The organism is Caballeronia udeis, assembly GCF_044909315.1.
In the GTDB taxonomy this organism is placed as follows: Bacteria; Pseudomonadota; Gammaproteobacteria; order Burkholderiales; family Burkholderiaceae; genus Caballeronia; species Caballeronia udeis_A.
Window position 1 is genome coordinate 1 of sequence record NZ_JBIYEB010000020.1, and the last position, 23,039, is coordinate 23,039.

Annotated in this window: 24 protein-coding genes; 14 read left to right on the top strand and 10 right to left on the bottom strand. The window is 60.6% G+C overall.

Going from position 1 to position 23,039, the window contains the following annotated elements:
* Positions 1-50: 50 nt before the first annotated feature.
* Entirely contained in the window at positions 51-986 is a 936-nt protein-coding gene (locus tag ABH944_RS27810) for an electron transfer flavoprotein subunit alpha/FixB family protein (protein WP_404610646.1), read from the top strand.
* Positions 987-1,080: 94 nt separating this feature from the next.
* On the top strand, positions 1,081-2,871 hold the full coding sequence (locus ABH944_RS27815; RefSeq protein WP_404610645.1) for an acyl-CoA dehydrogenase: 1,791 nt from the start codon (positions 1,081-1,083) through the stop codon (positions 2,869-2,871).
* A gap of 348 nt (positions 2,872-3,219) precedes the next feature.
* Here the strand turns inward: ABH944_RS27815 and ABH944_RS27820 are convergent, their stop codons facing one another.
* Complete coding sequence (locus ABH944_RS27820) at positions 3,220-4,512, bottom strand: D-amino acid dehydrogenase (protein ID WP_404610644.1); 1,293 nt, start codon at positions 4,510-4,512, stop codon at positions 3,220-3,222.
* Positions 4,513-4,664: 152 nt separating this feature from the next.
* On the opposite strand from ABH944_RS27820, the gene ABH944_RS27825 reads away from it, so the two are divergent.
* Positions 4,665-5,153, top strand: a complete 489-nt coding sequence (locus tag ABH944_RS27825; protein WP_062091237.1) for an Lrp/AsnC ligand binding domain-containing protein — start codon at positions 4,665-4,667, stop codon at positions 5,151-5,153.
* Positions 5,154-5,232: 79 nt separating this feature from the next.
* On the top strand, positions 5,233-6,378 hold the full coding sequence (locus ABH944_RS27830) for a PA0069 family radical SAM protein (protein WP_404610643.1): 1,146 nt from the start codon (positions 5,233-5,235) through the stop codon (positions 6,376-6,378).
* A gap of 50 nt (positions 6,379-6,428) precedes the next feature.
* On the opposite strand, the gene ABH944_RS27835 is transcribed toward ABH944_RS27830, so the two are convergent.
* Positions 6,429-6,923 (bottom strand): NINE protein, encoded by a 495-nt coding sequence (locus ABH944_RS27835; RefSeq protein WP_404610642.1) that lies wholly within the window; start codon positions 6,921-6,923, stop codon positions 6,429-6,431.
* Between the two features lie 507 nt (positions 6,924-7,430).
* Between ABH944_RS27835 and rpsP the strand changes: the two genes are divergently transcribed.
* From rpsP to ABH944_RS27865, 6 genes are all read left to right on the top strand, one after another.
* A complete protein-coding gene (gene rpsP / locus ABH944_RS27840) occupies positions 7,431-7,685 on the top strand; it encodes a 30S ribosomal protein S16 (protein ID WP_031361027.1) in 255 nt (84 codons plus the stop codon).
* Positions 7,686-7,767: 82 nt separating this feature from the next.
* Positions 7,768-8,475: a ribosome maturation factor RimM gene (gene rimM / locus ABH944_RS27845; RefSeq protein ID WP_404610641.1), complete on the top strand. Its 708-nt coding sequence runs from the start codon at positions 7,768-7,770 to the stop codon at positions 8,473-8,475.
* 3 nt (positions 8,476-8,478) lie between these two features.
* Positions 8,479-9,273: a tRNA (guanosine(37)-N1)-methyltransferase TrmD gene (trmD, locus tag ABH944_RS27850; protein ID WP_197500382.1), complete on the top strand. Its 795-nt coding sequence runs from the start codon at positions 8,479-8,481 to the stop codon at positions 9,271-9,273.
* Positions 9,274-9,414: 141 nt separating this feature from the next.
* Complete coding sequence (rplS, locus tag ABH944_RS27855; protein WP_062091242.1) at positions 9,415-9,801, top strand: 50S ribosomal protein L19; 387 nt, start codon at positions 9,415-9,417, stop codon at positions 9,799-9,801.
* Positions 9,802-9,983: 182 nt separating this feature from the next.
* Positions 9,984-10,670: a CoA pyrophosphatase gene (locus ABH944_RS27860; protein WP_404610653.1), complete on the top strand. Its 687-nt coding sequence runs from the start codon at positions 9,984-9,986 to the stop codon at positions 10,668-10,670.
* 114 nt (positions 10,671-10,784) lie between these two features.
* Complete coding sequence (locus tag ABH944_RS27865; protein WP_097264464.1) at positions 10,785-11,723, top strand: CobD/CbiB family protein; 939 nt, start codon at positions 10,785-10,787, stop codon at positions 11,721-11,723.
* A gap of 37 nt (positions 11,724-11,760) precedes the next feature.
* Here the strand turns inward: ABH944_RS27865 and ABH944_RS27870 are convergent, their stop codons facing one another.
* The 3 genes from ABH944_RS27870 to ABH944_RS27880 are packed head-to-tail and all read right to left on the bottom strand — an operon-like array spanning position 11,761 to position 14,332.
* Positions 11,761-12,087, bottom strand: coding sequence for a putative signal transducing protein (locus tag ABH944_RS27870; RefSeq protein ID WP_097264462.1), 327 nt, complete (start codon positions 12,085-12,087; stop codon positions 11,761-11,763).
* Between the two features lie 53 nt (positions 12,088-12,140).
* Positions 12,141-13,067, bottom strand: coding sequence for a ribosome small subunit-dependent GTPase A (rsgA, locus tag ABH944_RS27875; RefSeq protein ID WP_062089399.1), 927 nt, complete (start codon positions 13,065-13,067; stop codon positions 12,141-12,143).
* Positions 13,064-14,332 carry a M48 family metallopeptidase gene (locus ABH944_RS27880; protein WP_404610640.1) on the bottom strand — a complete coding sequence of 423 codons (1,269 nt, stop codon included), beginning with the start codon at positions 14,330-14,332 and terminating at the stop codon, positions 13,064-13,066. The genes rsgA and ABH944_RS27880 overlap by 4 nt, the downstream gene beginning before the upstream one ends.
* Positions 14,333-14,455: 123 nt before the next feature.
* On the opposite strand from ABH944_RS27880, the gene orn reads away from it, so the two are divergent.
* Positions 14,456-15,094, top strand: a complete 639-nt coding sequence (gene orn / locus ABH944_RS27885; RefSeq protein WP_404610639.1) for an oligoribonuclease — start codon at positions 14,456-14,458, stop codon at positions 15,092-15,094.
* Positions 15,095-15,106: 12 nt separating this feature from the next.
* On the opposite strand, the gene mog is transcribed toward orn, so the two are convergent.
* The gene (gene mog, locus ABH944_RS27890; protein WP_404610638.1) at positions 15,107-15,727 is read right to left on the bottom strand and encodes a molybdopterin adenylyltransferase; all 621 of its coding nucleotides are present in this window, start codon (positions 15,725-15,727) and stop codon (positions 15,107-15,109) included.
* Positions 15,711-16,355, bottom strand: coding sequence for a ribosome biogenesis factor YjgA (gene yjgA, locus ABH944_RS27895; protein WP_404610637.1), 645 nt, complete (start codon positions 16,353-16,355; stop codon positions 15,711-15,713). Before yjgA ends, mog begins: the two co-directional genes overlap by 17 nt.
* A gap of 249 nt (positions 16,356-16,604) precedes the next feature.
* Between yjgA and pmbA the strand changes: the two genes are divergently transcribed.
* Positions 16,605-17,975, top strand: a complete 1,371-nt coding sequence (gene pmbA / locus ABH944_RS27900) for a metalloprotease PmbA (RefSeq protein WP_404610636.1) — start codon at positions 16,605-16,607, stop codon at positions 17,973-17,975.
* 118 nt (positions 17,976-18,093) lie between these two features.
* Here pmbA and ABH944_RS27905 read toward each other — a convergent pair whose 3' ends face one another.
* The 3 genes from ABH944_RS27905 to ABH944_RS27915 form a co-directional block, all read right to left on the bottom strand.
* On the bottom strand, positions 18,094-18,594 hold the full coding sequence (locus tag ABH944_RS27905; RefSeq protein WP_404610635.1) for a dihydrofolate reductase: 501 nt from the start codon (positions 18,592-18,594) through the stop codon (positions 18,094-18,096).
* 97 nt (positions 18,595-18,691) lie between these two features.
* Complete coding sequence (locus ABH944_RS27910) at positions 18,692-20,329, bottom strand: sigma-54 dependent transcriptional regulator (RefSeq protein ID WP_472975137.1); 1,638 nt, start codon at positions 20,327-20,329, stop codon at positions 18,692-18,694.
* 184 nt (positions 20,330-20,513) lie between these two features.
* Positions 20,514-20,756: a hypothetical protein gene (locus ABH944_RS27915; RefSeq protein WP_404610634.1), complete on the bottom strand. Its 243-nt coding sequence runs from the start codon at positions 20,754-20,756 to the stop codon at positions 20,514-20,516.
* Between the two features lie 16 nt (positions 20,757-20,772).
* Here ABH944_RS27915 and ABH944_RS27920 point away from each other — a divergent pair, with 16 nt between their 5' ends.
* Together ABH944_RS27920 and ABH944_RS27925 are read left to right on the top strand one after the other, a co-directional pair.
* Entirely contained in the window at positions 20,773-21,183 is a 411-nt protein-coding gene (locus ABH944_RS27920; RefSeq protein WP_404610633.1) for a hypothetical protein, read from the top strand.
* Between the two features lie 376 nt (positions 21,184-21,559).
* A complete protein-coding gene (locus ABH944_RS27925; RefSeq protein WP_047844820.1) occupies positions 21,560-22,936 on the top strand; it encodes a sigma-54 dependent transcriptional regulator in 1,377 nt (458 codons plus the stop codon).
* Positions 22,937-23,039 lie beyond the last annotated feature (103 nt).

Genomic DNA, 23,039 nt, shown 5'->3' on the forward strand with positions numbered 1-23,039 from the left:
GGTCGAGAAGTTGAAGACCGAAGCCAAGGTTCTGTGAGGGAGTTTCCAAAGTGACCATTCTTGTAATTGCAGAACACGACAACGCATCTGTCAAAACGGCGACGTTGAACACCATCGCGGCTGCCCAGAAGATCGGCGGCGATATCCATGTGCTGATCGCGGGTTCGAACGCGCAAGCAGCAGCCGATGAGGCCGCGAAGATTGCGGGCGTAGCGAAGGTATTGCTTGCCGATGCACCGCAACTCGCCGATGGCCTGGCCGAGGTTATCGACACCACGGTGGTTCAGATCGCGAAGAACTACTCGCATATCCTGGCTCCGGCGACCCCATACGGCAAGAATATTGCCCCGCGTATTGCCGCTCACCTGGATGTGGCGCAGATCAGCGACATCACCGCAGTGGACAGCCCCGATACGTTCGAGCGTCCGATCTACGCGGGCAATGCCATCGCCACGGTTCAATCGAGCGATGCGATCAAGGTCATCACGGTTCGCACCACGGGTTTCGATCCGGTTGCGGCAGAAGGCGGCAGTGCGTCGGTGGAGAAGATCGAAGCCTCGGCGGATACGGGTATCTCGAAGTTCGTGAGCCGCGAGCTGACGAAGCTGGACCGGCCGGAACTGACGTCGGCGCAGATCATCGTGTCGGGCGGACGGGGCTTGGGCAGCGGCGAGAACTACACGAAAGTGCTCGAACCGCTGGCCGACAAGCTCGGTGCGGCGCTGGGCGCCTCGCGCGCAGCCGTGGATGCCGGGTTCGTTCCCAATGACTATCAGGTCGGTCAGACCGGCAAGATCGTGGCGCCTAACCTGTATGTTGCCGTCGGTATCTCGGGTGCAATCCAGCATCTGGCCGGGATGAAGGATTCGAAAGTGATCGTCGCGATCAACAAGGACGCCGAAGCGCCAATCTTTGGCGTAGCGGACTATGGCCTCGTGGGTGATCTGTTCACGGTGGTGCCGGAACTCGTGAAAGAACTTGGCTGATCGTTCCTGAAGCCATCGGCTGGAAAGAAAGCAAGACCGCAAAAAGGGGCGACATACGTGCGCCCCTTTTCACATCTGTTGGGGGAGACAAGACATGAGCTATAGAGCGCCCGTCAAGGACATGCTGTTCGTGATGAAGGAACTAGCCGACATAGAAAGCATCGCAGCGCTGCCAGGTTTGGAGGAAGCCAGTCTCGACACCGCGCAGGCCGTGCTTGAAGAGGCCGCGCGCTTTAACAACGAAGTGGTTGCACCGTTGAACGTCGAAGGCGACAAGAACCCAAGCTTCTGGAAGAACGGCGAGGTCACGACTACGCCCGGTTTTAAAGAGGCTTTCCGTCAGTTCGGCGAGGGCGGCTGGCAAGGCGTGCTGCATCCGGTCGAGTATGAAGGCCAGGGCTTGCCCAAGCTGATCGCGACTCCCTGCATCGAGATGCTGAACGCGGCGAACCTGTCGTTCGCGTTGTGTCCGTTGCTCACCGATGGCGCTATCGAAGCCTTGCTGACTGCGGGGACCGAGGAGCAGAAGCAACTCTACGTGCCCAAGCTGATTTCAGGCGAATGGACCGGCACGATGAACCTCACCGAGCCGCAAGCCGGTTCGGATCTCGCGCTGGTCCGCACCCGCGCCGAGCCGCAGGGCGACGGCACGTTCAAGCTCTTCGGCACGAAGATTTTCATTACCTATGGCGAGCACGATATGGCGAAGAACATCGTCCATCTCGTGCTGGCTCGTACGCCCAATGCGCCCGACGGCGTGAAGGGCATCTCCTTGTTCCTGGTGCCGAAATTCATCACCGATGAAAACGGCATGCTTGGCGCTCGCAACGACGTGCATTGCGTATCGATTGAGCACAAGCTCGGGATCAAGGCGAGTCCGACCGCCGTGCTGCAATTCGGCGATCACGGTGGCGCCGTCGGCCAGTTGATCGGCGAGGAAAACCGCGGGCTGGAGTACATGTTCATCATGATGAACGCAGCGCGTTTTGCGGTCGGGATGCAGGGCGTGGCGGTGTCGGAGCGGGCGTATCAGAAGGCCGTCGCGTTCGCGAAGGATCGTGTGCAAAGCCGGCCTGTCGATGGCTCCGCCAAACAGCCGGTGTCGATCATTCATCACCCCGACGTGCGGCGCATGCTCTCGACCATGCGCGCATTGACCGAAGCGTCACGCGCGTTGGCTTATGTGGCGGCGGCGCATTGTGATTTTGCACATCATCATCCCGATGAGGCCACCCGGGCCCGCCATCAGACGATCTACGAGTTCCTCGTGCCGATCGTGAAGGGCTGGAGCACGGAGCTTTCCATCGATGTCGCGAGCCTCGGCGTGCAGGTTCATGGCGGCATGGGATTCATCGAAGAAACGGGCGCGGCGCAGTATTACCGCGATGCGCGCATTCTCACCATCTACGAAGGCACGACAGCGATCCAGGCTAACGACCTGATTGGACGCAAGACCGTGCGTGACGGCGGTGCGACGGCGCAGGCGATTTTTGCACAGGTGGATCAGACCATCGCGCAGCTAGCCGGGCGTGACGGACACGCGTTCAAGTCGATGCAGCGGCATTTGAGCGCGGGAAACCTGGCGTTGGCACGGGTGGTCGAGTTCGTGGTGGCCAAGGTGAAAAGCGATCCGAACGCGGTCTTCGCCGGTAGCGTGCCGTATCTGAAGCTGGCCGGCATTGTGTTGGGCGGATGGCAAATGGCGCGCGCGCTGCTGGTGGCGTCGGACAAGCGTGGCGAGGACGAGGCGTTTTATGGCGCCAAGATCGCGACGGCCCAGTTTTTCGCGGAGCATATTTTGTCGCAAGCGCCGGGGATCGAAGCGTCCATCGTCAGCGGCAACGGGCAGGAAGGGTATCTCGCGCTGAGCGAGGAGCAGTTCTGATTTGATAAGCGCGGCGGTGTCCGTGGCATGAAAAAGGCCGTCCCGGGCTTTCGTCCGGTGCGGCCGAGTGGGCTTCATCAAAAAATCGTGTGCGTAAATGCAAAAACCCGCTGGCTTTCGCGATGCGGATCTACTTACTTCGAGAAACCTTGAATGCTTTTTGGCGTGAGTTCGCCAAGGCGGCCAGACATGGGCCGCGACTTTTCTCTGCTCCCATTGTCGGTGCCACTAAAGAAAATACCCCAAAGGTCGGATCGATATCCAACTTTTGGGGTGCAGTTTGTCTGCTTCTCGCCGGGGCGGCATTTCTTTCAGGCGTCCGCTTTTGACTACACCTGAAAATCCAACTCAAGCACGTGCATACGACGGCCGCGTGCTCGTATGCGTTTCGCCCAGATACCGGTGTACCGACAAATCGTCGGACTGGATCGCCGGCTGTTTGCCCGACATCAGGTCGGCCAGCATCTGGCCCGATCCGCACGACATGGTCCAACCCAGCGTGCCGTGGCCCGTGTTAAGGAACAGGTTCGGCACCGGCGTGCGGCCAACGATAGGCGTGCCGTCCGGTGTCATGGGGCGCAAGCCGGTCCAGAACGATGCCTTCGCGGTGTCTCCGCCACCAGGGAACAGGTCGTTCACGCACATTTCCAGCGTTTCGCGACGCGCCGGGCTCAGCGATTTGTCGAAGCCTACGATCTCCGCCATCCCGCCAACACGAATCCGGTCGTCGAAACGGGTGATCGCGATCTTGTACGTTTCGTCGAGCACGGTGGAAACCGGCGCGGCGCTTTCGTTCACGATGGGTGCCGTGATCGAATAACCCTTAAGCGGGTACACGGGGATATCCACAAGACCGCCGAGCAATTTCGTGGAATATGAACCCAGCGCGACAACGTATGAATCGCCGCGGACCAATTCACCCCCGCATTGCACGCCGGCTATCCGGCCAGCGCTCATCGCGAGCGCATCGATTGGCGTGTTGTAGCGGAACTTCACGCCGAGCTGTTCGGCCATTGCCGCGAGGCGGGTGGTGAATTTCTGGCAATCGCCGGTTTCGTCGTTCGGGAGGCGCAAACCGCCGGTCAGCTTGTGAGACACGGCGGCAAGCGCCGGTTCCGCACTGTGCAACTCGGCCGGCGTGAGCAATTCGAACGGCACGTTCGCGTCGCGCAATACGGCGATGTCCTTCGCGGCGCCATCGAGTTGCTGCTGGGTCCGGAAGACCTGCAGCGTGCCACCGGTGCGGCCTTCGTAGTTAATGCCCGTGTCCGCGCGCAGCGCCTGCAGGCAATCGCGGCTGTATTCGGCCAGGCGGACCATGCGGCCCTTGTTGACCGAATAACGCGCCTGCGTGCAGTTCTGCAGCATCTGCCACATCCACTTCAATTGAAACGACGTTCCGTCCAGACGGATGGCGAGCGGCGCGTGTTTCTCGAACATCCATTTGATGGCCTTGAGCGGAACGCCAGGCGCAGCCCACGGCGACGCGTAACCGGGCGAGATCTGTCCCGCGTTTGCGAAACTTGTCTCCAGCGCCGGTCCTGCCTCACGATCGATCACGGTCACTTCGTGCCCCGCCCGTGCCAGATAGTAGGCGCTCGCAACGCCGACAACACCGCTTCCCAGAATTACGACTCGCATGTCTTGCTCCGTGCAAAGTGACATTCCGCCGGTCATTCGCTTCGTTTTCGACTGAAGCCATGTGAGTAGCGGGTTACATAGTGGTATCGACTATAGTATTGATACGTAGGCAGTTTTTGTTATTGTATTTATTCATGTTTTAGTGGAAAACAATGAGAACACAACGAAATTCAGTACGAGAACTCGATAAGATCGATCACCGTATCCTGAAGATCCTTCAACAGGACGGCCGTATCGCGATGAAAGACCTGGCCGAGCAGGTCGGGCTCTCGGTGACGCCCTGCATTGAGCGCGTCAAACGCATGGAGCGCGACCAGGTGATCGAGGGGTACTACGCGCGGGTGAATCCGCATCAATTGGGAGCGTCGCTGCTGGTGTTTGTCGAGATCACCCTCGATCACAAAAGCGGCAATATGTTCGAGCAGTTCAGGCGCGAAGTGCAGCGAATTCCGGAGGTTCTCGAATGTCATCTCGTTTCCGGCGATTTCGACTACCTGATCAAGGCCCGTATTGGCCAAATGGCCGACTACCGCAAGCTGCTCGGCGACATCCTGCTGCAACTGCCGGGCGCGGTGCAGTCGAAAAGCTATGTGGTGATGGAGGAAATCAAGGAAACGCTGACCATCGCCGTCGATGCCTGAAATGAGCTTGCGGTCGAGGTAATTTACTGTATATTTATACAGTGATTTGCTGACTTTACTGCTGCCTTCATTCCCTGCCATGGCTTCTCGCGACCACGAATATCCTGTTGCTCCACCCGCCCCGCTCAAGGGCCGAGGAGCGGTCACGAACATGCAGGGGCGCTACGAGAAGGACGAACGCGAGCGTGTGGACGACGGCTGGACGCACATCAGTGAGGAGGGGGAAGCGGATGAGGCGCCGGCGTTGCGCACGCAGGTGTTCGAGGAGCGTGCGAAGAGCATCCTGACGCGCAATTCGTCACCGGATATCCCGTTCGGGGTATCGCTTAACCCGTACCGTGGCTGCGAGCATGGTTGTATCTATTGCTTCGCGCGGCCAACGCATAGTTACTTGGGGTTATCGCCGGGACTGGATTTCGAAAGCCGGATCTACGCCAAGATCAATGCTGGCGAATTGCTTGAGCGTGAGTTGGACAAACCGTCGTATCAGCCGGAGCCAATCGCGCTGGGCGTGATTACGGACGCGTACCAGCCAGTCGAGCGAAATCTGCGTATCACGCGGCGGGTGATCGAGATCCTGAGCGAACGCGGGCATCCGTTCGCGGCAATCACGAAGTCGTCGCTGATCGAGCGGGATATCGACCTGCTCGCACCCATGGCGCAGAAGGGCCAGGTCATGGCTGCCATCACCATCACCACGCTGGATGCGGATATCGCCCGCACGCTTGAACCGCGCGCCGCCACGCCTTCAAGAAGGCTGCGCACTATCCGGGCGCTGACCGAGGCGGGTATCCCGGTCGGCGTCAGCGTCGCACCCATGATTCCGTTCGTCACGGAGCCGGACATGGAGCGAGTGCTGGAAGCATGCGCGCAAGCGGGCGCAACGAGTGCGAGTTATATCGTTCTGCGCTTGCCGTGGGAGGTGGCGCCGCTGTTCAAGGGCTGGCTCGCGGCACATTTCCCTGATCGTGCGGAGCGTGTGATGCGCCGCGTGCGCGATATGCGCGGTGGCAAGGACTACGACTCGGACTTCTCGAAGCGGATGAAAGGCGAAGGTTTATGGGCCGACATGCTCAAGCAGCGCTTTCATCAGGCAACGAAGCGGCTTGGCCTGAATCAACGGCAGCGCGGAATTCTGGATATGTCTGAATTTCGGCACGTCGAGCGGCCGAAGAGTAGAAGTCCGCGCGCAGTCGTGGACGGTGCGCAGATGAAGTTGTTTTGAAGTTACGGCGGCCTCGACTCCCGGGCAGAGTCGCGGCCGCCTTGACAACGTTATTGCGACAACTCTTTAGCCGCTTGAACCTGACCTTCGAAGTAAGTCTGGAAGGTGACTGCAAGGCCTGCCATCAGCAGGAACGCACCAAAGAGCAAAGCAAAGATCACGACGAAAATGACCGCCCAGCCGGATTCACTATGTTGGCCGGTTTGCGGATTGAACTGAGCGTCCCACTTTTCGTCGGGGCGCAAGCCATAGACGATCGCCGACAAGAACGCTGCCAGCAACGAAATGGCGCCCGGCACGACCATGATCCAGCCGAGCATTGACGCTCGATCGGTTGCAGCAAGCAGCATGTAACCGGCCACGCCCAGCAGGATGCCAACAATGTGCGCCCAGCCGAATTTGTCGCGCAAACCATACAGATAGAAGCGATGCGCGCCAATGCTGCCGAAAAAGAAGGCAAGCGCGGCGGTGAGCGTTTTCGAGCGGAAACGCCCGTTTGACGTCGGGTTCGATGGGGGCATTGCAGCGGACGGCGGGTTGTTCATCGGGAAACGAAAAGGAAAGTGCAGTGAGCGGTGGGGGTGGATTGGCGCAAAAGGCAATACTTTCGCGCCGACGCGGCATTCTACGCCCGCGGAAGTCGGGCGCTCACGCGGCTAATCGGCTCAGTATTCGGTGTGACTCCGGTGTGAATCGGTGACGGCAAAGTCGCGGATGGACGCATCTAATCCGGTGGGTTGCTCCGGGGTAGTCGTCGCCAACGAGAAGCGAGTCGTGTTCCGCGATCGCGAACCATCGCCAGAGAGCGCTTTGGCGGTGAGAGTCATGAGGGAGTCCAGGTCTGTCGCCCCAAAATGACAGATTGTGCCGCTTCGCGAAGTCTTGAAAAACCCGCTGCACGCCGCGTCAGGGCGAGCGATGGCCGGTCGAATCGCTCGCCGCAGGCCCGGTTCCATCTTGATTAATCGACGCAAGTGTTTGTTAAGGCTCCGTTTTGCCGCTATAATCGCGTGTTTTGGTAGTTCCGAACCCCGGTTTTCAAGGATTTCAGCATGGTTATCATCCGCTTGGCTCGTGGCGGCTCCAAGAAGCGCCCGTTTTACAATATCGTCGCAACTGATTCGCGTAGCCGCCGTGATGGCCGCTTCATCGAACGCGTGGGTTTCTACAATCCGGTCGCGACCAAAGGCGAATCGCTGCGTATCGCCCAGGACCGCCTGACGTACTGGCAAGACAACGGCGCGCAGTTGTCGCCGACGGTTGCACGTCTGGTCAAGCAATCGCAACAAGCTCAGCCGGCTGCTTAAGTGCGGTTGCTGCAGTCGATCATCGTTCGGGTACTGGTGATCCGATCGAATATCGCTGCCGAGGTTCGCGGGAGATTGGCTCATGTCGACGCGTGATTCTGCTTCAGACTCAGGTTTGACAGCCGCACGTGGCGAAAAGCCTGAGCAGAACGAAGCCACGTTTGGCGCGTTTGTCCGTAAGCCGGCAGCGCGTCGCGTGGCTATCGACGCTTCAGATAGCGCAGGATCGATCGAGTCCGTAGAAAGTTTGCCTGACGACGCCATTGAAGTGGGTGCGATCGTCGACGCTTACGGACTGAAGGGCTGGGTCAAGATTGCGCCGCACGCGCATGCGGGTCATGGCGGCGACGCAATGCTCGCGGCAAAGCGGTGGTGGCTGGTCAAGGGAAACGAGCGCAGGGCGGTTCGGTGCCTGCAGTCGAAAGTGCATAGCGACACGGTCGTCGCGCACTTTGCCGGTTGTGATGACCGCGACACGGCATATGCGTTGCGCGGTCACAGCATCCATGTGTTGCGCAGCGACTTCCCGAAGCTGACTGGCGATGACGAATTCTATTGGGTCGATCTGATCGGCCTCGAGGTCGTGAATGACGCGGACGTGGCTTTGGGCCAGGTCGCGGGCATGATCGACAACGGCGCGCATTCCATCATGCGCGTGGAATTTCCGACAACTGCCAAGGACGGTTCGCCCGCCACTGGCGAGCGGCTGATTCCGTTTGTCGGTGTATATGTCAAAACAGTGGATCAGGCGGCGCGCAGGATTGTCGTCGACTGGGATGCTGACTATTGATTCATGGATCACTGCAAGGAGAGAGCGATGCAGTTTGACGTCGTGACGCTCTTTCCCGAGATGTTTCGCGCGCTGACCGATTGGGGTATTACCAGCCGGGCAGTGAAGCAGGAACGGTTTGGTCTGCGCACGTGGAATCCTCGCGATTTCACCACGGACAATTACCGGACTATCGATGATCGCCCGTACGGCGGTGGCCCCGGCATGGTCATGCTGGCGCGGCCGCTGGAAGATGCGATTTCGGCCGCGAAAGCGGCGCAGTCGGAGCAGGGCATCAGCGGATCGCGTGTGGTGATGATGTCGCCGCAGGGCAAGACGCTGAATCATGAGCGGGTGATGCAGTTTGCTCAGGAACCCGGTCTCGTGGTGCTGTGCGGCCGTTATGAAGCCATCGACCAACGGTTGATCGATCGTGTGGTCGACGAAGAAGTGAGCCTCGGCGACTTTGTGTTGTCGGGCGGCGAATTGCCCGCCATGGCGCTCATGGACGCAGTGGTGCGCCAGTTGCCCGGCGTGCTGAACGACTCGCAGTCGGCTGTGCAGGACAGTTTCGTCGATGTGCTGCTCGATTGCCCGCACTACACCCGCCCAGAAGAATACGGCGGTGTGCGGGTTCCGGATGTGCTGCTGGGCGGCCATCATAAGGAAATCGAGGCGTGGCGCCGGCGTGAAGCGCTCAAGAATACGCAGGAAAAGCGGCCCGATCTGATCGAAAAGGCGCGCAGGAATAAAATGTTGAGCCGTGCCGACGAGGCATGGCTTGCAAGTCTCGCCAAGGAACGATCGAAAGCGCAGTAGGCTTTGGAAGGCAACTACAAGGCGAGACGAAAGGGCGGTGCCAGGCTTGTGAGTTCAAGCGGGCGCCAGATGTGAACCCATCCTCTACCGGGGCCACTAATATGGCAAACAACTCCGGCAAGATGGCTCCAGGAGTCAGTAATGAATCTGATTGAACAACTTGAGAAAGAAGAAATCGCGCGCGCACTCGGCGAGAAGTCGATTCCCGAATTCGCCCCCGGCGATACGGTGATCGTCAGCGTCAACGTGGTCGAAGGTACGCGCAAGCGTGTCCAGGCTTACGAAGGCGTCGTGATCTCCAAGCGCAACCGTGGTTTGAACTCGAATTTCATCGTCCGCAAGATTTCGTCGGGCGAAGGCGTCGAGCGTACGTTCCAGACCTACTCGCCGCTGCTCGCGAGCATTGTCGTGAAGCGTCGTGGTGACGTGCGTCGTGCGAAGCTGTACTACCTGCGCGATCGTTCGGGCAAGTCGGCTCGGATCAAGGAAAAGCTCGTGTCGAAAGACCGCGCTGCTGCCAAGGCGTAATAAACTACGCCGAAGCTGCACCTTGCTGCATTGGAAAAAAGCACCTTCACAGGTGCTTTTTTCTTTGGTGTGGTCAAATCGTGTTTGGCGCTTCACTCGAGCCCTATTCGCGGTTTTTAACCACGGCCTTTTTTAGAAGCAGAACCACCCAAGAACTAAAGTCCCTCGTGTCTCAACCCAAGCTGTCGACTCCCCGGATCCTCGTGCCTGAGATCTTGCCGATCGAATCGACCGGCTCAGATCTGCCGCCTGTGCGCGGCGAGGTCCTGACGCCGGCCGGACTGCGCGCGAGGTTCAAGCAGACGCTCGACTGGACGCCGGACGCGCGCGACGACAGGATCAAGGCGCTGGGCGGCGATCCAAGGGTGGCATCGGTGCTGATCGCCCTGGTGTTGCGGGAGACGGGCCTGACCGTGTTGCTCACGCAGCGCGCGGATCATCTTTCGAATCATGCGGGGCAGATCAGCTTTCCGGGCGGACGCCGCGAGCCGGAAGACCAGGACGCTACCGCAACTGCGCTTCGTGAAGCGCAAGAGGAAGTCGCCTTGGAGGCGAAGCATGTGGAAGTACTGGGTGAGCTGCCTGACTATCTGACGGGCACGGGTTTCCGTGTGACGCCGGTCGTGGCGCTGGTACACCCCCCGTTCGAACTCCATGCCGATACCCTCGAAGTTGCCGATATCTTCGAAGTCCCGCTCGCGTTTCTCATGAACCCGGCCAATCACCAGGTCCGCGTGTTTCGTTGGGAAGGAGGCGAGCGTCGTTTTTTTGCGATGCCTTTTTCACCTGCCGAGAATGTGGCTCCCTATTTCATCTGGGGCGCAACGGCGGGTATGTTACGCAATTTCTATCGTTTCCTCGCGGCTTGACGCCTAATGTGCCAGGACCCGGCTAGTCGTGCAGCCGATGTGTCCCTCTGGTGCGGACGGCGCTGTGCTATCTTTACAAGAAATTCGTAAAACTCGAATGTCTCGGCGCATCGCATGACTTTTTTCTCCGTATTGCTGGCTCTCATCATTGAGCAGTTGCGCGCGCTCTCGCCGCAGAATCCCATTTCGGCGTTGCTTCAGTACCATGCGGAATCCGCGGCTCATGGCTTCGATGCCGGCAAGCAGCGGCACGGCGTGCTCGCCTGGCTAGTGGTCGTAGTGCCATGGACGTTAGCCGTCGGGCTCATCTATTACGTGCTGTATCGGATCAACTTCGCGCTGGCGTTCCTGTGGAACGTCGTGATCGTGTATTTCACGTTGGGCTTCCGGCAGTTCAGCCACTATTTCACCGATATCCATCTCGCGCTGAACAACGATGACGTGCCGCGGGCTCGCGAGATCCTCAACGAGTGGACCGGCATTGATACGCTGGACATGCCTGTCAGCGAGATTGTCCGGCACACCTTGGTTCATGCGGTCGTGGCCTCGCATCGGCACGTGTTCGGCGTGTTCTTCTGGTTCTTGATACCGATCGGACCGGCCGGCGCGGTGTTTTATCGCATTGCCGAGTATCTGGCGAGGTCGTGGGTCCAGCCCACCGATGAACGCACACCGGCGTTTTCCACCTTCGCGCAGCGGGCGTTCTTTTTCATCGACTGGGTGCCGGCGCGGCTGACTTCGCTGGGCTTCGCCATTGTCGGGAATTTCGAGGACGCTATTTATGCGTGGCGTAATCACGCCCGGCAATGGCCCGATGCCAACGAAGGGGTCTTGCTCGCGGCCGGGAGCGGGGCGCTGGGGGCTCGGTTGGCGGGACCGTTAGCGGAGCCGCTGAGCGTCGAGGCTTTGGCGGTTGGCGATGCCAGTCCGCTGCCCGTTGGCGATGACTGCACGCCCAGGACGCTTCAGTCCGCCGTGGGCCTCGTCTGGCGTGCCGTGATTCTCTGGATGCTGTTGTTGCTCATGCTGAGCATTGCGGTGTGGCTGGCCTGAACGCATTGCTGTCGGGTCTCAAACGAATCCTGCAGTCCTACTCGTCGTTCAACGGATCTCTCTCGGTTCCACATTGCCAGCACACGGTGAACTGCGCTTCCAGCGCTTCACCGCATTGCTGGCAGCGCCATCCCCGTGCATTGGTGGTCGGGCCGTTTCTTGCGCGGTCCAGGATCCCTGCCGCCAAGGCTTCGTCGCGGTCATCCAGGATCCATATCTCGGGTGCGCATTGTTCCGCCGGAATCTCTCCCATCGCGCCGCTCAAATAGCGGTTGTGCAGCTCGCACGCGATCCCCGCCGTCACCAGCACATTCACCCAGTGATGCGCCGTAATCAGATTCGGAGCCCGCGTCAGTTTCTTCATTCCGTCGCAATCTGTTGTAGATGCTGCTGCCCGTGCTTAGCGAGTCATGGAGATCATCGAACAATCTGGCTGGCTTCATGTACCAGTTGCGCATACAACTGGTGGCGCGCCGGCCTGATCTTGCCTTCGGCCATGGCTTCGAGGATCGCGCAGCCCGGTTCATGCAGATGCCGGCAGTTGTAGAAGCGGCACTTGCCGAGGAATGGCCGGAAGTCCGCGAACGAACGCTCCAGTTGTCCCTCGGATAAGTGATGCAACCCAAACTCCTGGAACCCCGGTGAATCGATCAGTGATCCTCCTCCGGGCAGCGGATAGAGCCGCGTGAACGTGGTCGTGTGCCGGCCACTGTTCAATGCCTTGGATATCTCCCGCGTCGCGACTTCGGCGTTCGGCACGAGGATGTTCACCAGCGTCGATTTACCCATGCCCGATTGCCCAAGCAACAAGGTGGCGCGGTCGGCCAATCGCGCATCGAGTTCTTCATGCACGCGTTCGGGTGCCGCCTTCGCCGATAACTCCACCACGGTGTACCCAAGCTCCCGATACAGCGCCAGCCGCTTGCGGGCGACCGCGAGCGGCCCTTCCATATCGATCTTGTTGAGCACGATCAATGGCTCGAGACCATGTGCCTCGGCGGCAATCAGCGCGCGTCCGAGCAAGTCCTCGCTGAAATGCGGCTCCGTGCCGAGCACGATCATCAACTGGTCGAGATTGGCGGCGAAGAGTTTCGACTTGAACTGGTCCGACCGATAAAGCAGGTTGCGCCGCTCGCCAATCTCGACGATCACCCCTTGATCCGCCGATGACTGCTCGTAGCTCACCCGGTCGCCGACCGCTATCTCGCTGCGTTTTCCACGCGGGAAGCATTGGAGCATCGCACTGCCGTCGGCGGGAGCGACCAGATAATGCCGCCCGTGTGCGGCAATGACCTTTCCTTCGATGCGCGCGTTCGTCGCTTTCTTCGCGTCGCGCGGCCTCATGCGGCGTACTGCATCAAGCGCTCGATGCGCTGCGATGCAGGCGGATGCGATGCATAAAACGCGGAGTAGAGCGGATCGGGCGTGAGGGTGGACGCATTGTCCTCGTAGAGCTTCACGAGCGCGTTGACGAGGTCGCGCGGATCGGTCTGGCTTGCGGCGAACGCATCGGCTTCGAATTCATGCTTGCGCGAACTCAGGCTGCCCAGCGGCGTCACGAAGAACATGAAGACCGGCAATGCCAGCATGAACAGCACGAGCGCCAGGCCGTTGTTGTTGCCCAGCAGCGAAGGCCGCACGCCCAGCCCTTCGTAGAACCATACGCATTGCGTCAGCCAGCCGAGCAGCGCCAGCATCACGAGGCTGAGCACGAACGTGACGATCAGGCGCTTGATCACGTGGCGCCGCTTGAAGTGGCCGAGCTCGTGTGCGAGCACCGCTTCAATCTCATTGCCGGAAAGCCGGGCGAGCAGGGTATCGAAGAAAACGATTCGCTTTGCTGCGCCGAAACCCGTGAAATACGCGTTGCCGTGCGCTGAACGGCGGCTGCCGTCCATGACGAACAAACCCTTCGCGGCGAACCCTGTACGCGACATCAGGTTCTCGATACGCGCCCGCAATGCTTCATCTTTCAGCGGCTCGAACTTGTTGAACAGCGGCGCGATAAACGTGGGGTACAGGATCAGCACGAGCATCTGGAAGGCGACCAGCAGCACCCACGCCCACAGCCACCACAACGCGCCGGCCTGGTTCATCAGCCACAGGGTTACGAACAGAACCGGCAAGCCGATTGCCGCGCCCAGCACGATGCCTTTCACCAGATCGAGGAAAAAGAGTTTTTTCGTCATCCGGTTGAAGCCGAATTTCTCTTCGATCACAAAGTGCCGGATGTAGTCGAACGGCAGGTCCACCACGCCGGTGATCGTCACCACGATGGCAACCAAGGCCATTTGCCCCACATAACCGCGGCCGAGCCAGCCGGAGACGGCGAGCTCGATCTGCTGGATGCCGCCAAGCAGCGTCAGCGCGACCAGCAGCGCTGCGCTGATCACGACCTCGACCATGGTCAGGCGGGTGCGCTCGACCGTGTAATCGGCGGCGCGCTGGTGAGCGGCTAGCGGAATGGTCTGCAGGAACTGCACCGGCACATCCTTGCGATGCGCGGCGACGTGCCGGATCTGGCGCGACGCCAGCCACAGCTTGGTGCCGACCATGCCGATCAGCGCTACGACGAACACGACCGAGAAGGCGAGATTGAAATTGGACATCAGCGGGAATCCGATTGAATTATGCGAGAATTATAGGTTCTTGGCCGTCGCTGCGCGCGGTCTGTGTTGGTTATCCAAAACCGCGCCTGGCAAGGCGTCAAACCCCTCTCAGGTTGCCCTCATATGGCCGATCCCGTGCTCGATTCCGCTCCTTCCCCAAGCTCCACCGACCTCGTGCGCAGCGACATGAACCTCGTGTGGCTCGACATGGAGATGACGGGTCTCGAACCCGATACCGACCGCATTATCGAAATTGCGGTGGTGGTGACGAATTCGACGCTCGACAAACTGGTGGAAGGGCCGGTTCTGGCGATTCACCAGGACGAAACGGCGCTGGGCAAGATGGATGAGTGGAACCGCAACACACACGGACGCTCGGGACTGACAGAGCGCGTGCGGGCGTCGACGGTGGATGAGGCGGAAGCCACGCGGCAAATCCGCGAATTCCTGGGCCAGTATGTTCCGCCAGGCAAGTCGCCCATGTGCGGCAATTCCATCTGTCAGGACCGGCGTTTCATGGCCCGGTGGATGCCCGAACTGGAAACGTTTTTCCACTATCGCAACCTCGACGTCAGCACGCTCAAGGAATTGTGCCGTCGCTGGCAGCCGGCCATCTACAAGGGTTTTCAGAAGCGCGCGATGCACACGGCGCTCGCCGATATCCACGAATCCATCGACGAACTCAAGTACTACCGCGAGCATTTCCTGATCCCGCCGGCAGCGGGTAATGCGGCGCCGGACACCCCGGCCAAGTCGGTTTAAGCGCGTAGCCGGTCAGGGTTTTGGCGGCCGGATCGCGTTTTTCGGCCTGAACGCGGCTACCACCTCGGACCGCGTTTCGATGTACGGACCGCCGATCAGGTCAATGCAATAAGGCACCGCGGCAAAAATGCCCGGCACGCGGGATTTGCCGTCCGCGTCGCGTAGTCCTTCCAGCGTTTCGCGGATCGATTTCGGCTGTCCGGGTAAATTCACGATCAGCGCCGCGTGATCCGGCGTCTCCCGAATCACAGCCACCTGCCGCGACAAAATGGCTGTTGGCACGAAATTCAGGCTGATCTGGCGCATCTGTTCACCGAAACCGGGCATGGGCTTCGTGGCGATGGCGAGCGTGGCTTCGGGGGTCACGTCGCGGCGCGATGGACCCGTGCCGCCTGTGGTCAGGATCAGGTCGCAGCCGGTTTCATCCACGAGTTCGATCAGCGTGGCCGAGATGGTTGCCGCGTCGTCCTGGATCAGCCGGGTTTCCGCGCGCCAGGGCGAAGTCAGCGCGCCGCTGAGCCACTCCTGCAGCGACGGAATGCCCTTGTCCTCGTACACGCCCTGCGAAGCCCGGTCGCTGATCGACACCAGGCCGATCACCAATTCGTCGGGATGATTACGGTTTGTAGCCATCGTCGTCGTCTCGTTCCGGGAATTCGACACCGTCTTCTTCGGCTTCGTCCAGACTCTCGCCTTCCTCGTCTTCCACGCCCGCCGCGGTCTTGATCCATTGGAACAGCTCGCGGAAATAGCGCGGCGGTTTGGCCTGTTCGCGCTCCTTGCGGGCGTTGCGGATCAGCGTGCGGCCTTCCTGCGGGTCGACACCCGGATGCTGGCGGATGAACTCGGTGAGGGCGGCGTCGTCGGCGAGGAGCTTTTCGCGGGTGCGTTCGATCCAGTGCAGCTTGGCCGTTTCCGCCCGGTTCACGCCGCGATACGTATCCAGCGCGGTACGCAGCGCCGCCGTTTCCTCGTCGGTCAGCGAGCGCATGACACGCCCGACATACTGCAGTTGCCGGCGTTTGCCTTCGTGGTCGGTAATGCGGCGGGCGTCGCGGACGGCGTCGTCGAGCTTTTCCGGCATGGGCATGCGCTTGAGCGCGTCTTTTGGCAGTTCGATCAGCGTGACGCCCAGTACTTGCAGCGCGAGCATGTCTCGCTTGAGCTGGGATTTGCTGGGGCGGTCGTAGCCGTGCTCGCTGCCGTCCTGTTCGGAGGCTTCGGCCGGGTTTATCGGTTGCGTGCGGGTTTTACGGTTCATCCCGGTATTGTAACTTGGCAGCGGGTGGCAGTTTCAGCGGCGGTTTCAGCATGAGTGGCCGGCATGCAGCGATGCGCGGAACATCCCCATCGAAACCAAACCCCCGCTGGACTTGCTATGATCGTGCGATGGTCGGAAATCGGTCACACAGCCGCACTCAAGCGCACAGCGGACGGCGAACCCGCCCCGTCAGCACGACCGGAAACGTGAACACGCTCGACACATCGAGCACCCACAGGCAGACATAAAATGGCAGCAGACATGGACGTCAGGCAACGCTTTTTCCCGCACACCCAGGACGAGCTGAAGGAAATCGCGTCCGACATCCTGCGGCACGCAAAGGAACTCGGCGCGACGGACTCCGCCACCGAGATCTCCGAAGGCGATGGCCTCTCGGTCAGCGTGCGGCGCGGCGAAGTCGAAACCATCGAGCACAATCGCGACAAGATGGTCGGCGTGACGGTGTTTATCGGCAAGAAGCGCGGTAATGCCAGCACCTCGGACTTCACGCGCGCAGCGCTGAAAGACACGGTCGCCGCAGCGTACAACATCGCGCGTTTCACGGCCGAAGACAGCGCCGCAGGCCTTGCCGAGGAAGAACTGCTGGAAAAAGCGCCGCAAGATCTCGATCTCTATCACCCATGGGATATCGACGCTGAAGAAGCCGCCGATCTCGCCCGCCGTGCGGAAGACGCGGCCTTCGCCGTCGATAAACGCGTCCAGAACTCCGAAGGCGCGAGCGTCTCGGCGCAGCACTCGCAGTTCGTGCTGGCCACGTCGCGCGGGTTCATGGGCGGTTATCCGTTCTCGCGCCATTACGTGGCGTGTGCGCCTATCGCGGGTTCCGGCCGCGACATGCAGCGCGACGACTGGTACACATCGAAGCGCAACGCCGCCGATCTCGCCGAGCCGGAAGCAATCGGCCGGTACGCGGCGCATCGCGCGCTCGCGCGCATGGGCGCACGCGGGCTGGACACACGCAAATGCCGCGTGATGTTTGAAGCGCCGCTGGCAGCCGGCATCCTGGGCGCATTCGTGCAGGCGGTCAGCGGCGGTGCGCTGTATAGAAAGACCACGTTCCTCGTCGACAGCCTCGGCAAACCGGTGTTCGCACCGCACATCCAGGTGCTGGAGGACCCCCACGTGAAGGGCGGCATGGGCAGCGCGCCTTTCGACGAAGAGGGGGTGCGCACGCAACGCCGCAACGTTGTGGAAGACGGCGTGGTGCAGGGCTATTTCCTGTCGACGTATTCGGCTCGCAAGCTCGGCATGAAGACGACGGGCAATGCCGGCGGTTCGCATAACCTGTCGCTGCGCAGCTCGCTAACAAAACCGGGCGACGACTTCGAGGAAATGCTCAGGAAGCTGGGCACGGGCCTGCTGCTGACGGAATTGATGGGGCAGGGCGTGAACTACGTGACGGGCGACTATTCGCGTGGCGCATCCGGTTTCTGGGTGGAGAACGGCAAGATTCAGTATCCGGTTGAAGAGATCACGGTTGCCAGCACGCTGCAGGAGATGTTCCGGCACATCGAGGCCATCGGCGCGGATACGGTCGTGCGCGGCAACAAGGAAATTGGCTCTGTGCTGATCGAGAAAATGACGATCGCGGGGCAGTAAGCGAGTTTGCGCAAGAGAAAAGCCCGGAACGGTGTTGACCGTTCCGGGCTTTTTCAATGGAAAACCGCGATGAGCGATCGACTAAGCTGACAGCCCATCGAGCGCACGGAATCCGAAGCTAAGCCGTGCGCCGCTCATACACCACAAACGAATAGTCGAAATCGTTTGGCGCCGCCGCGTGATGCGTCTCCCGTGAGACCTCCTTCCAGACGGCTGTATCGGGTGCATCAATGGAGATATCGCCGGGAAAATCGGCGTCGATCTCGGTCAGGATCAGCTTGTGCGCCAGCGGCCATCCTTCGCGAAACAACTGCGCGCCACCGATCAGGAATACTTCGCCGGCGTTGTCGCGCGCGGCAAGTTCCAGCGCATCGGCAAGCCGCGTCACCGTATCGCAACCGTCGAAGCGTCGCCCGGCGTCGCGCGAGACCACTATATTGCGCCGTCCCGGCAACACCCGTCCGATGGACTCGTGCGTCTTGCGACCCATCACGATAGGCGCGCCCATTGTCGTGCGTTTGAAGAACGCGAGGTCTTCAGGCAAGCGCCAGGGTAATTCGTTGTTGCGCCCGATCACGCCGTTACGCGCGCGGGCGACGATCAGGGTCAGCGTCGTCATGGTGTGGATGTCCGTGTCCGGCTTCGAGATAAATCAAGCCGCCGATTCTACCCGACGCCCGCTGCCCGACCCTCGCCGCGTACGTGCCCGCGCTTTCTCATCCCGCGTCCGCGCCGCTTACCATCGCCGCGCCGCGCAACCCATGCGCGACCATCAGCCTGTACAGCGTCACCCGCGAAATCCCCAATTCCGCCGCCGCCTCGCTGAGCTTGTGCCGGTGCCGCAGCAACGACAGTTCGATCGCGCGCTTCTCGGCGGCGTCGCGGGCAGCCGCCAGCGTGGTCGACTCGATGCCGGTGCAGTGGCCGAGCCCGAGGTCGTCCGCGGTGATCAGCTTGTTCTCCGCCATCACGATCGCGCGCCGCACACGGTTGATCATCTCGCGCACGTTGCCGGTCCAGGCGTAGCTGTACATGGCTTCTATCGCCGACGGTGCAAAGCCGATGATCTTGCGCCTGCCGTCGCTCCTGAACTTGTGCAGCACGTGCAGCGCGAGAATTTCGATGTCCTTGCCGCGCGCCCGCAGCGGCGGTTCGTCCACACGCAGCACGCACAGCCGATGAAACAGATCGGTACGAAACCGGCCATCGGCCATGGCGGCTTCCAGATCGATGTGGGTCGCGGAAATGATGCGCACATCGACGGCAACGGGGTCGTGGCCGCCCAGCCGGTCGATCTTGCGTTCCTGCAGGAAACGCAGCAAATGCACCTGGCTGTCGAGCGGCAGGTCGCCGATTTCATCGAGGAACAGGGTGCCGCCATCGGCTTCCTCCACCCGGCCGATCTTGCGCTGGTTCGCGCCCGTGAACGCGCCGCGCTCATAGCCGAACAGCTCCGACTGAATCAGGTGATTGCCGATCGCGCCGCAATTGATCGCAACGAACGGGCCTTTGCGGCGCGGCGAGCGCTCGTGGATAGCCACGGCCGTCAATTCCTTGCCGGTCCCGGATTCGCCGGTGATGAACACGTTGGCGTCGGTGTTCGCGACCTTGCGGATGGTGCGAAAGAGCTGCTGCATGGCCTCGCAGGTGCCGACCATCTGCTCGTCACCGAATACGGTCGGGGTATCGGCCAGGTCGATGTCGCCGAGGCTCACCATGCCGTAAGCGTGATCGACAAGGTAAGCGATGGTCGCGTTCGCGAATGAGCCCTTCACGAAGTCGAAGCAGAAGTGTCGGATCAAGTGGCAGACGACCGGGTCCGCGAGGTGGTTGTCGTCGGTGAGGGCGATCCAGCCGGCGCGCTGATGACGCAGCGCGGGCTCGAGCGCGGCCAGTTCGCGCGCAGAAAAGCTGGCCATGTCAACAATACCGGCGAGCGGTGTATCGGTTTTCAGCACGCTGGCCTGGGTGGCGAGCGTACCCGCCGATACCTTCCAGCCGGCGCTCTTCAAATATGAGACCAGGGTCTCGTTCGGCGCCTGGGTGAGGTAGAGCAGATTACGCACAGCAGGCACCGCAGGGGGCGTCGGGATAATTGGAGGACTCGGGAGAACCGGCGCGATGGAGACACCCGTGGGCAAGATCCCCATGGGCGCCATTGAGGCCAGCGTGTTTTGACCCGATACAGGCGCGGAGACGGGGGCGGATTCGAGCACGAGCGACCTCCTTTTGCAACGTGCGCAAACGGTGTCCTCGCGGGCACGCGGGTGCGATGCGCTGTCGATCCTATACGGCCGTCGAGCGGGACGCTGCGTAAAACCCGTAGACGCGTTCCTCGCGTGATTGCGCGGCATGCTCGCGTGCCGCGTAGTGACGCGGTCTCGATACTCGCTGAGCAATACGGTCAGTGTCCTACTGTCCGGCGTGTCGTTCAAATCCTGTTATTTCGGTTGTTGCGTAGCTGCATCGAGTATCTTGCGATCGTTCTCAAGACGACCTCTTTTGCAATAACTTGCAAATCTCCTGTTCCTGTTCCTGTTACTGCGCCCGCTGCGTGCCCGTGCTCGCAACGTCGCCCGGTGAGGAGCGCGTGGCGCTATCGGCGGGGACGGGCGCCGGCACCGGCGGCGCGATCTCATCCCAAAGTGTGACACTGGCCGCGTGCGTGGGGAGGGGCGAGGTTTCCCTCGTCGCCGTCACTTTTTCGACCGAAGCGCCGCCCTGGACTGCAAGCGGCGCCGAGGCAATGGGTTGAATCGATGCCGGTGATCCTCGCTCCATTACAGGATCAACAATAATGCTCCCGTTCGGTGCCGCTTCGCCAGCGTCGGAGCTGCCAATATTTCTTTCCCTGAAAATGGCTGGCGGATTTGTCCGGGTAGCAAATGTTTCATATCCGGACACTACGGGCCGGGACGTGGGCTGGATCAGCCGGTCTTCGTTTGCGCTATTTTGTGCGCAAACGTTGGCGGCTGAGCTGCCCAGTACAAACCACGCGGCACTAATGACAGCAACCTTAATGCTTGCTGCAGTATTTTCCCGAATCACGACACGGCCGGTACTTTCCATGGCGGTCTCCCTGATTGTTTGTCATTTAGCGAAACATATGCCATGGCACGCATTGCGTTGCTGCTATTGGGCGCGCGGCAAGCTAACTGAAAAACTGAATCAGAAAGAAGAAAAAATTGTTTCATTGCTGAAACGATAGGCGGTTAACGGCCATTTTTATCAGAAATTGCGTAAATGTTATTGTCTTATTTAAACTATTTGCAAACTGCTTATTAAAACGCGGCTTCGTTGTTGAAACGCACAGTGGCCATGCTTCAGGAGGGGTTCGAGGACATTGTTGCGGATATTTGTTTTCGAAGTATTCGCTTTATAGTAGTCTCTCAAAAACAGCATCTGAAACAAAACAGGTTCGCATAGAACCGCGCGACAGTACTCGTCGCTTCCGGGGTTTCACCGTTTGCAGTTTCCCGAATGACCGTTCGCTTGGGGCACGCGAGTCTTCGACGTCTGCAGCGTGGTTGAGGGCAATAACCGGCGCGACCTTTTCAACGACCGTTGACGAAAGGATCAGAACAATGGAAGTCGCTCGGCGGCAACTAATCTACGTGACTCGTGACCCGAGCGCCCCTTTGTGCGCTCGGTTCGAGGAGAGGGGCTGGCACATAGAGGTGGTATCGAACGCGAAGGACGCCCGTCGGTGGCTTCGCAATGATCTGGCAACGGGTGGCTTGCTGGATCTGTCGAGCAGCTTTGAAGCACACGAACTCGCGGCGCTCGAAGCGTCGCTTACGCTGACCAATGTTGGCTGGGTCGCTGCAACCGTCACGGGCCAGCTCGAAGACGCAGCCGTGCGCCGGCTGATTCGCGACTACTGTTTCGACTACGTCACCTTACCCACATCGAATGATCGTGTTGTAGATGCAGTCGGCCATGCGTATGGAATGGTGGCGCTGCACGAGAACGCATCGAACGATGCGCGCGATGGCCGCGCCGAAGGCGAGATGGTCGGTTCGTGCGACGCCATGCTCGCGTTGTTCCGCTCCATCCGCAAGGTCGCCATGACCGACGCACCTGTGTTTATCTCGGGTGAATCGGGCACGGGTAAAGAACTCACCGCGGTCGCCATTCACGAGCGTTCGGCGCGGCGTGACCAGCCGTTCGTCGCTATCAATTGCGGTGCGATTCCCGCGCACCTGTTGCAATCGGAACTGTTCGGTTATGAGCGCGGTGCGTTTACCGGCGCGAATCAACGCAAGATCGGCCGGGTGGAGGCAGCTAACGGCGGCACCCTGTTCCTCGATGAAATCGGCGACCTGCCGCTCGAAAGCCAGGCAAGCCTGCTGCGTTTCCTGCAGGAACGCAAGGTTGAGAGGCTTGGCGGACACGGGTCAACGCCGGTGGACGTGCGCATCATTTCGGCCACCCACGTGGATATGCAGACGGCCATGATCGAAGGGCGGTTCCGTGCCGACCTGTATCACCGTCTGTGCGTGCTGCAAATCGATGAACCGCCGCTGCGGGCACGTGGCAAAGACATCGAATTGCTCGCCAAGCACATGCTCGACCGCTTCAAGAAAGACGCTAGCCGGCGTCTGCGCGGTTTCGCGCCCGATGCGATTGCCGCTATCCACAACTATGGCTGGCCGGGCAATGTGCGCGAGCTGATCAATCGGGTGCGCCGCGCTATCGTGATGTCGGAAGGGCGGCAGATCAGTGCGCGTGACCTGGAACTCGGCGAGTATGTCGAGGTTGCTCCTGTGTCGCTCGCGCAGGCGCGGGAGGCTGCTGAACGGCAGGCTATCGAACTCGCTTTGCTGCGCCATCGCGGACGGCTGGGCGACGCCGCGCAGGAACTCGGCATTTCGCGGGTCACGCTGTACCGCCTGCTGAGCGCGCACGGCATGCGCCACATTGAGGTCGATGCACCGACGGAGCACGTGACGCGCGGCTAAACCAGCCGTGCGCCGTGTTGTCGTGCTCGAGCGTGCATCCTCCGGAGAGCGGAGGTTGCCGCGCGCCTGATTCTCCGTGCCCGGCGTTCGTCAGAACGGCCGC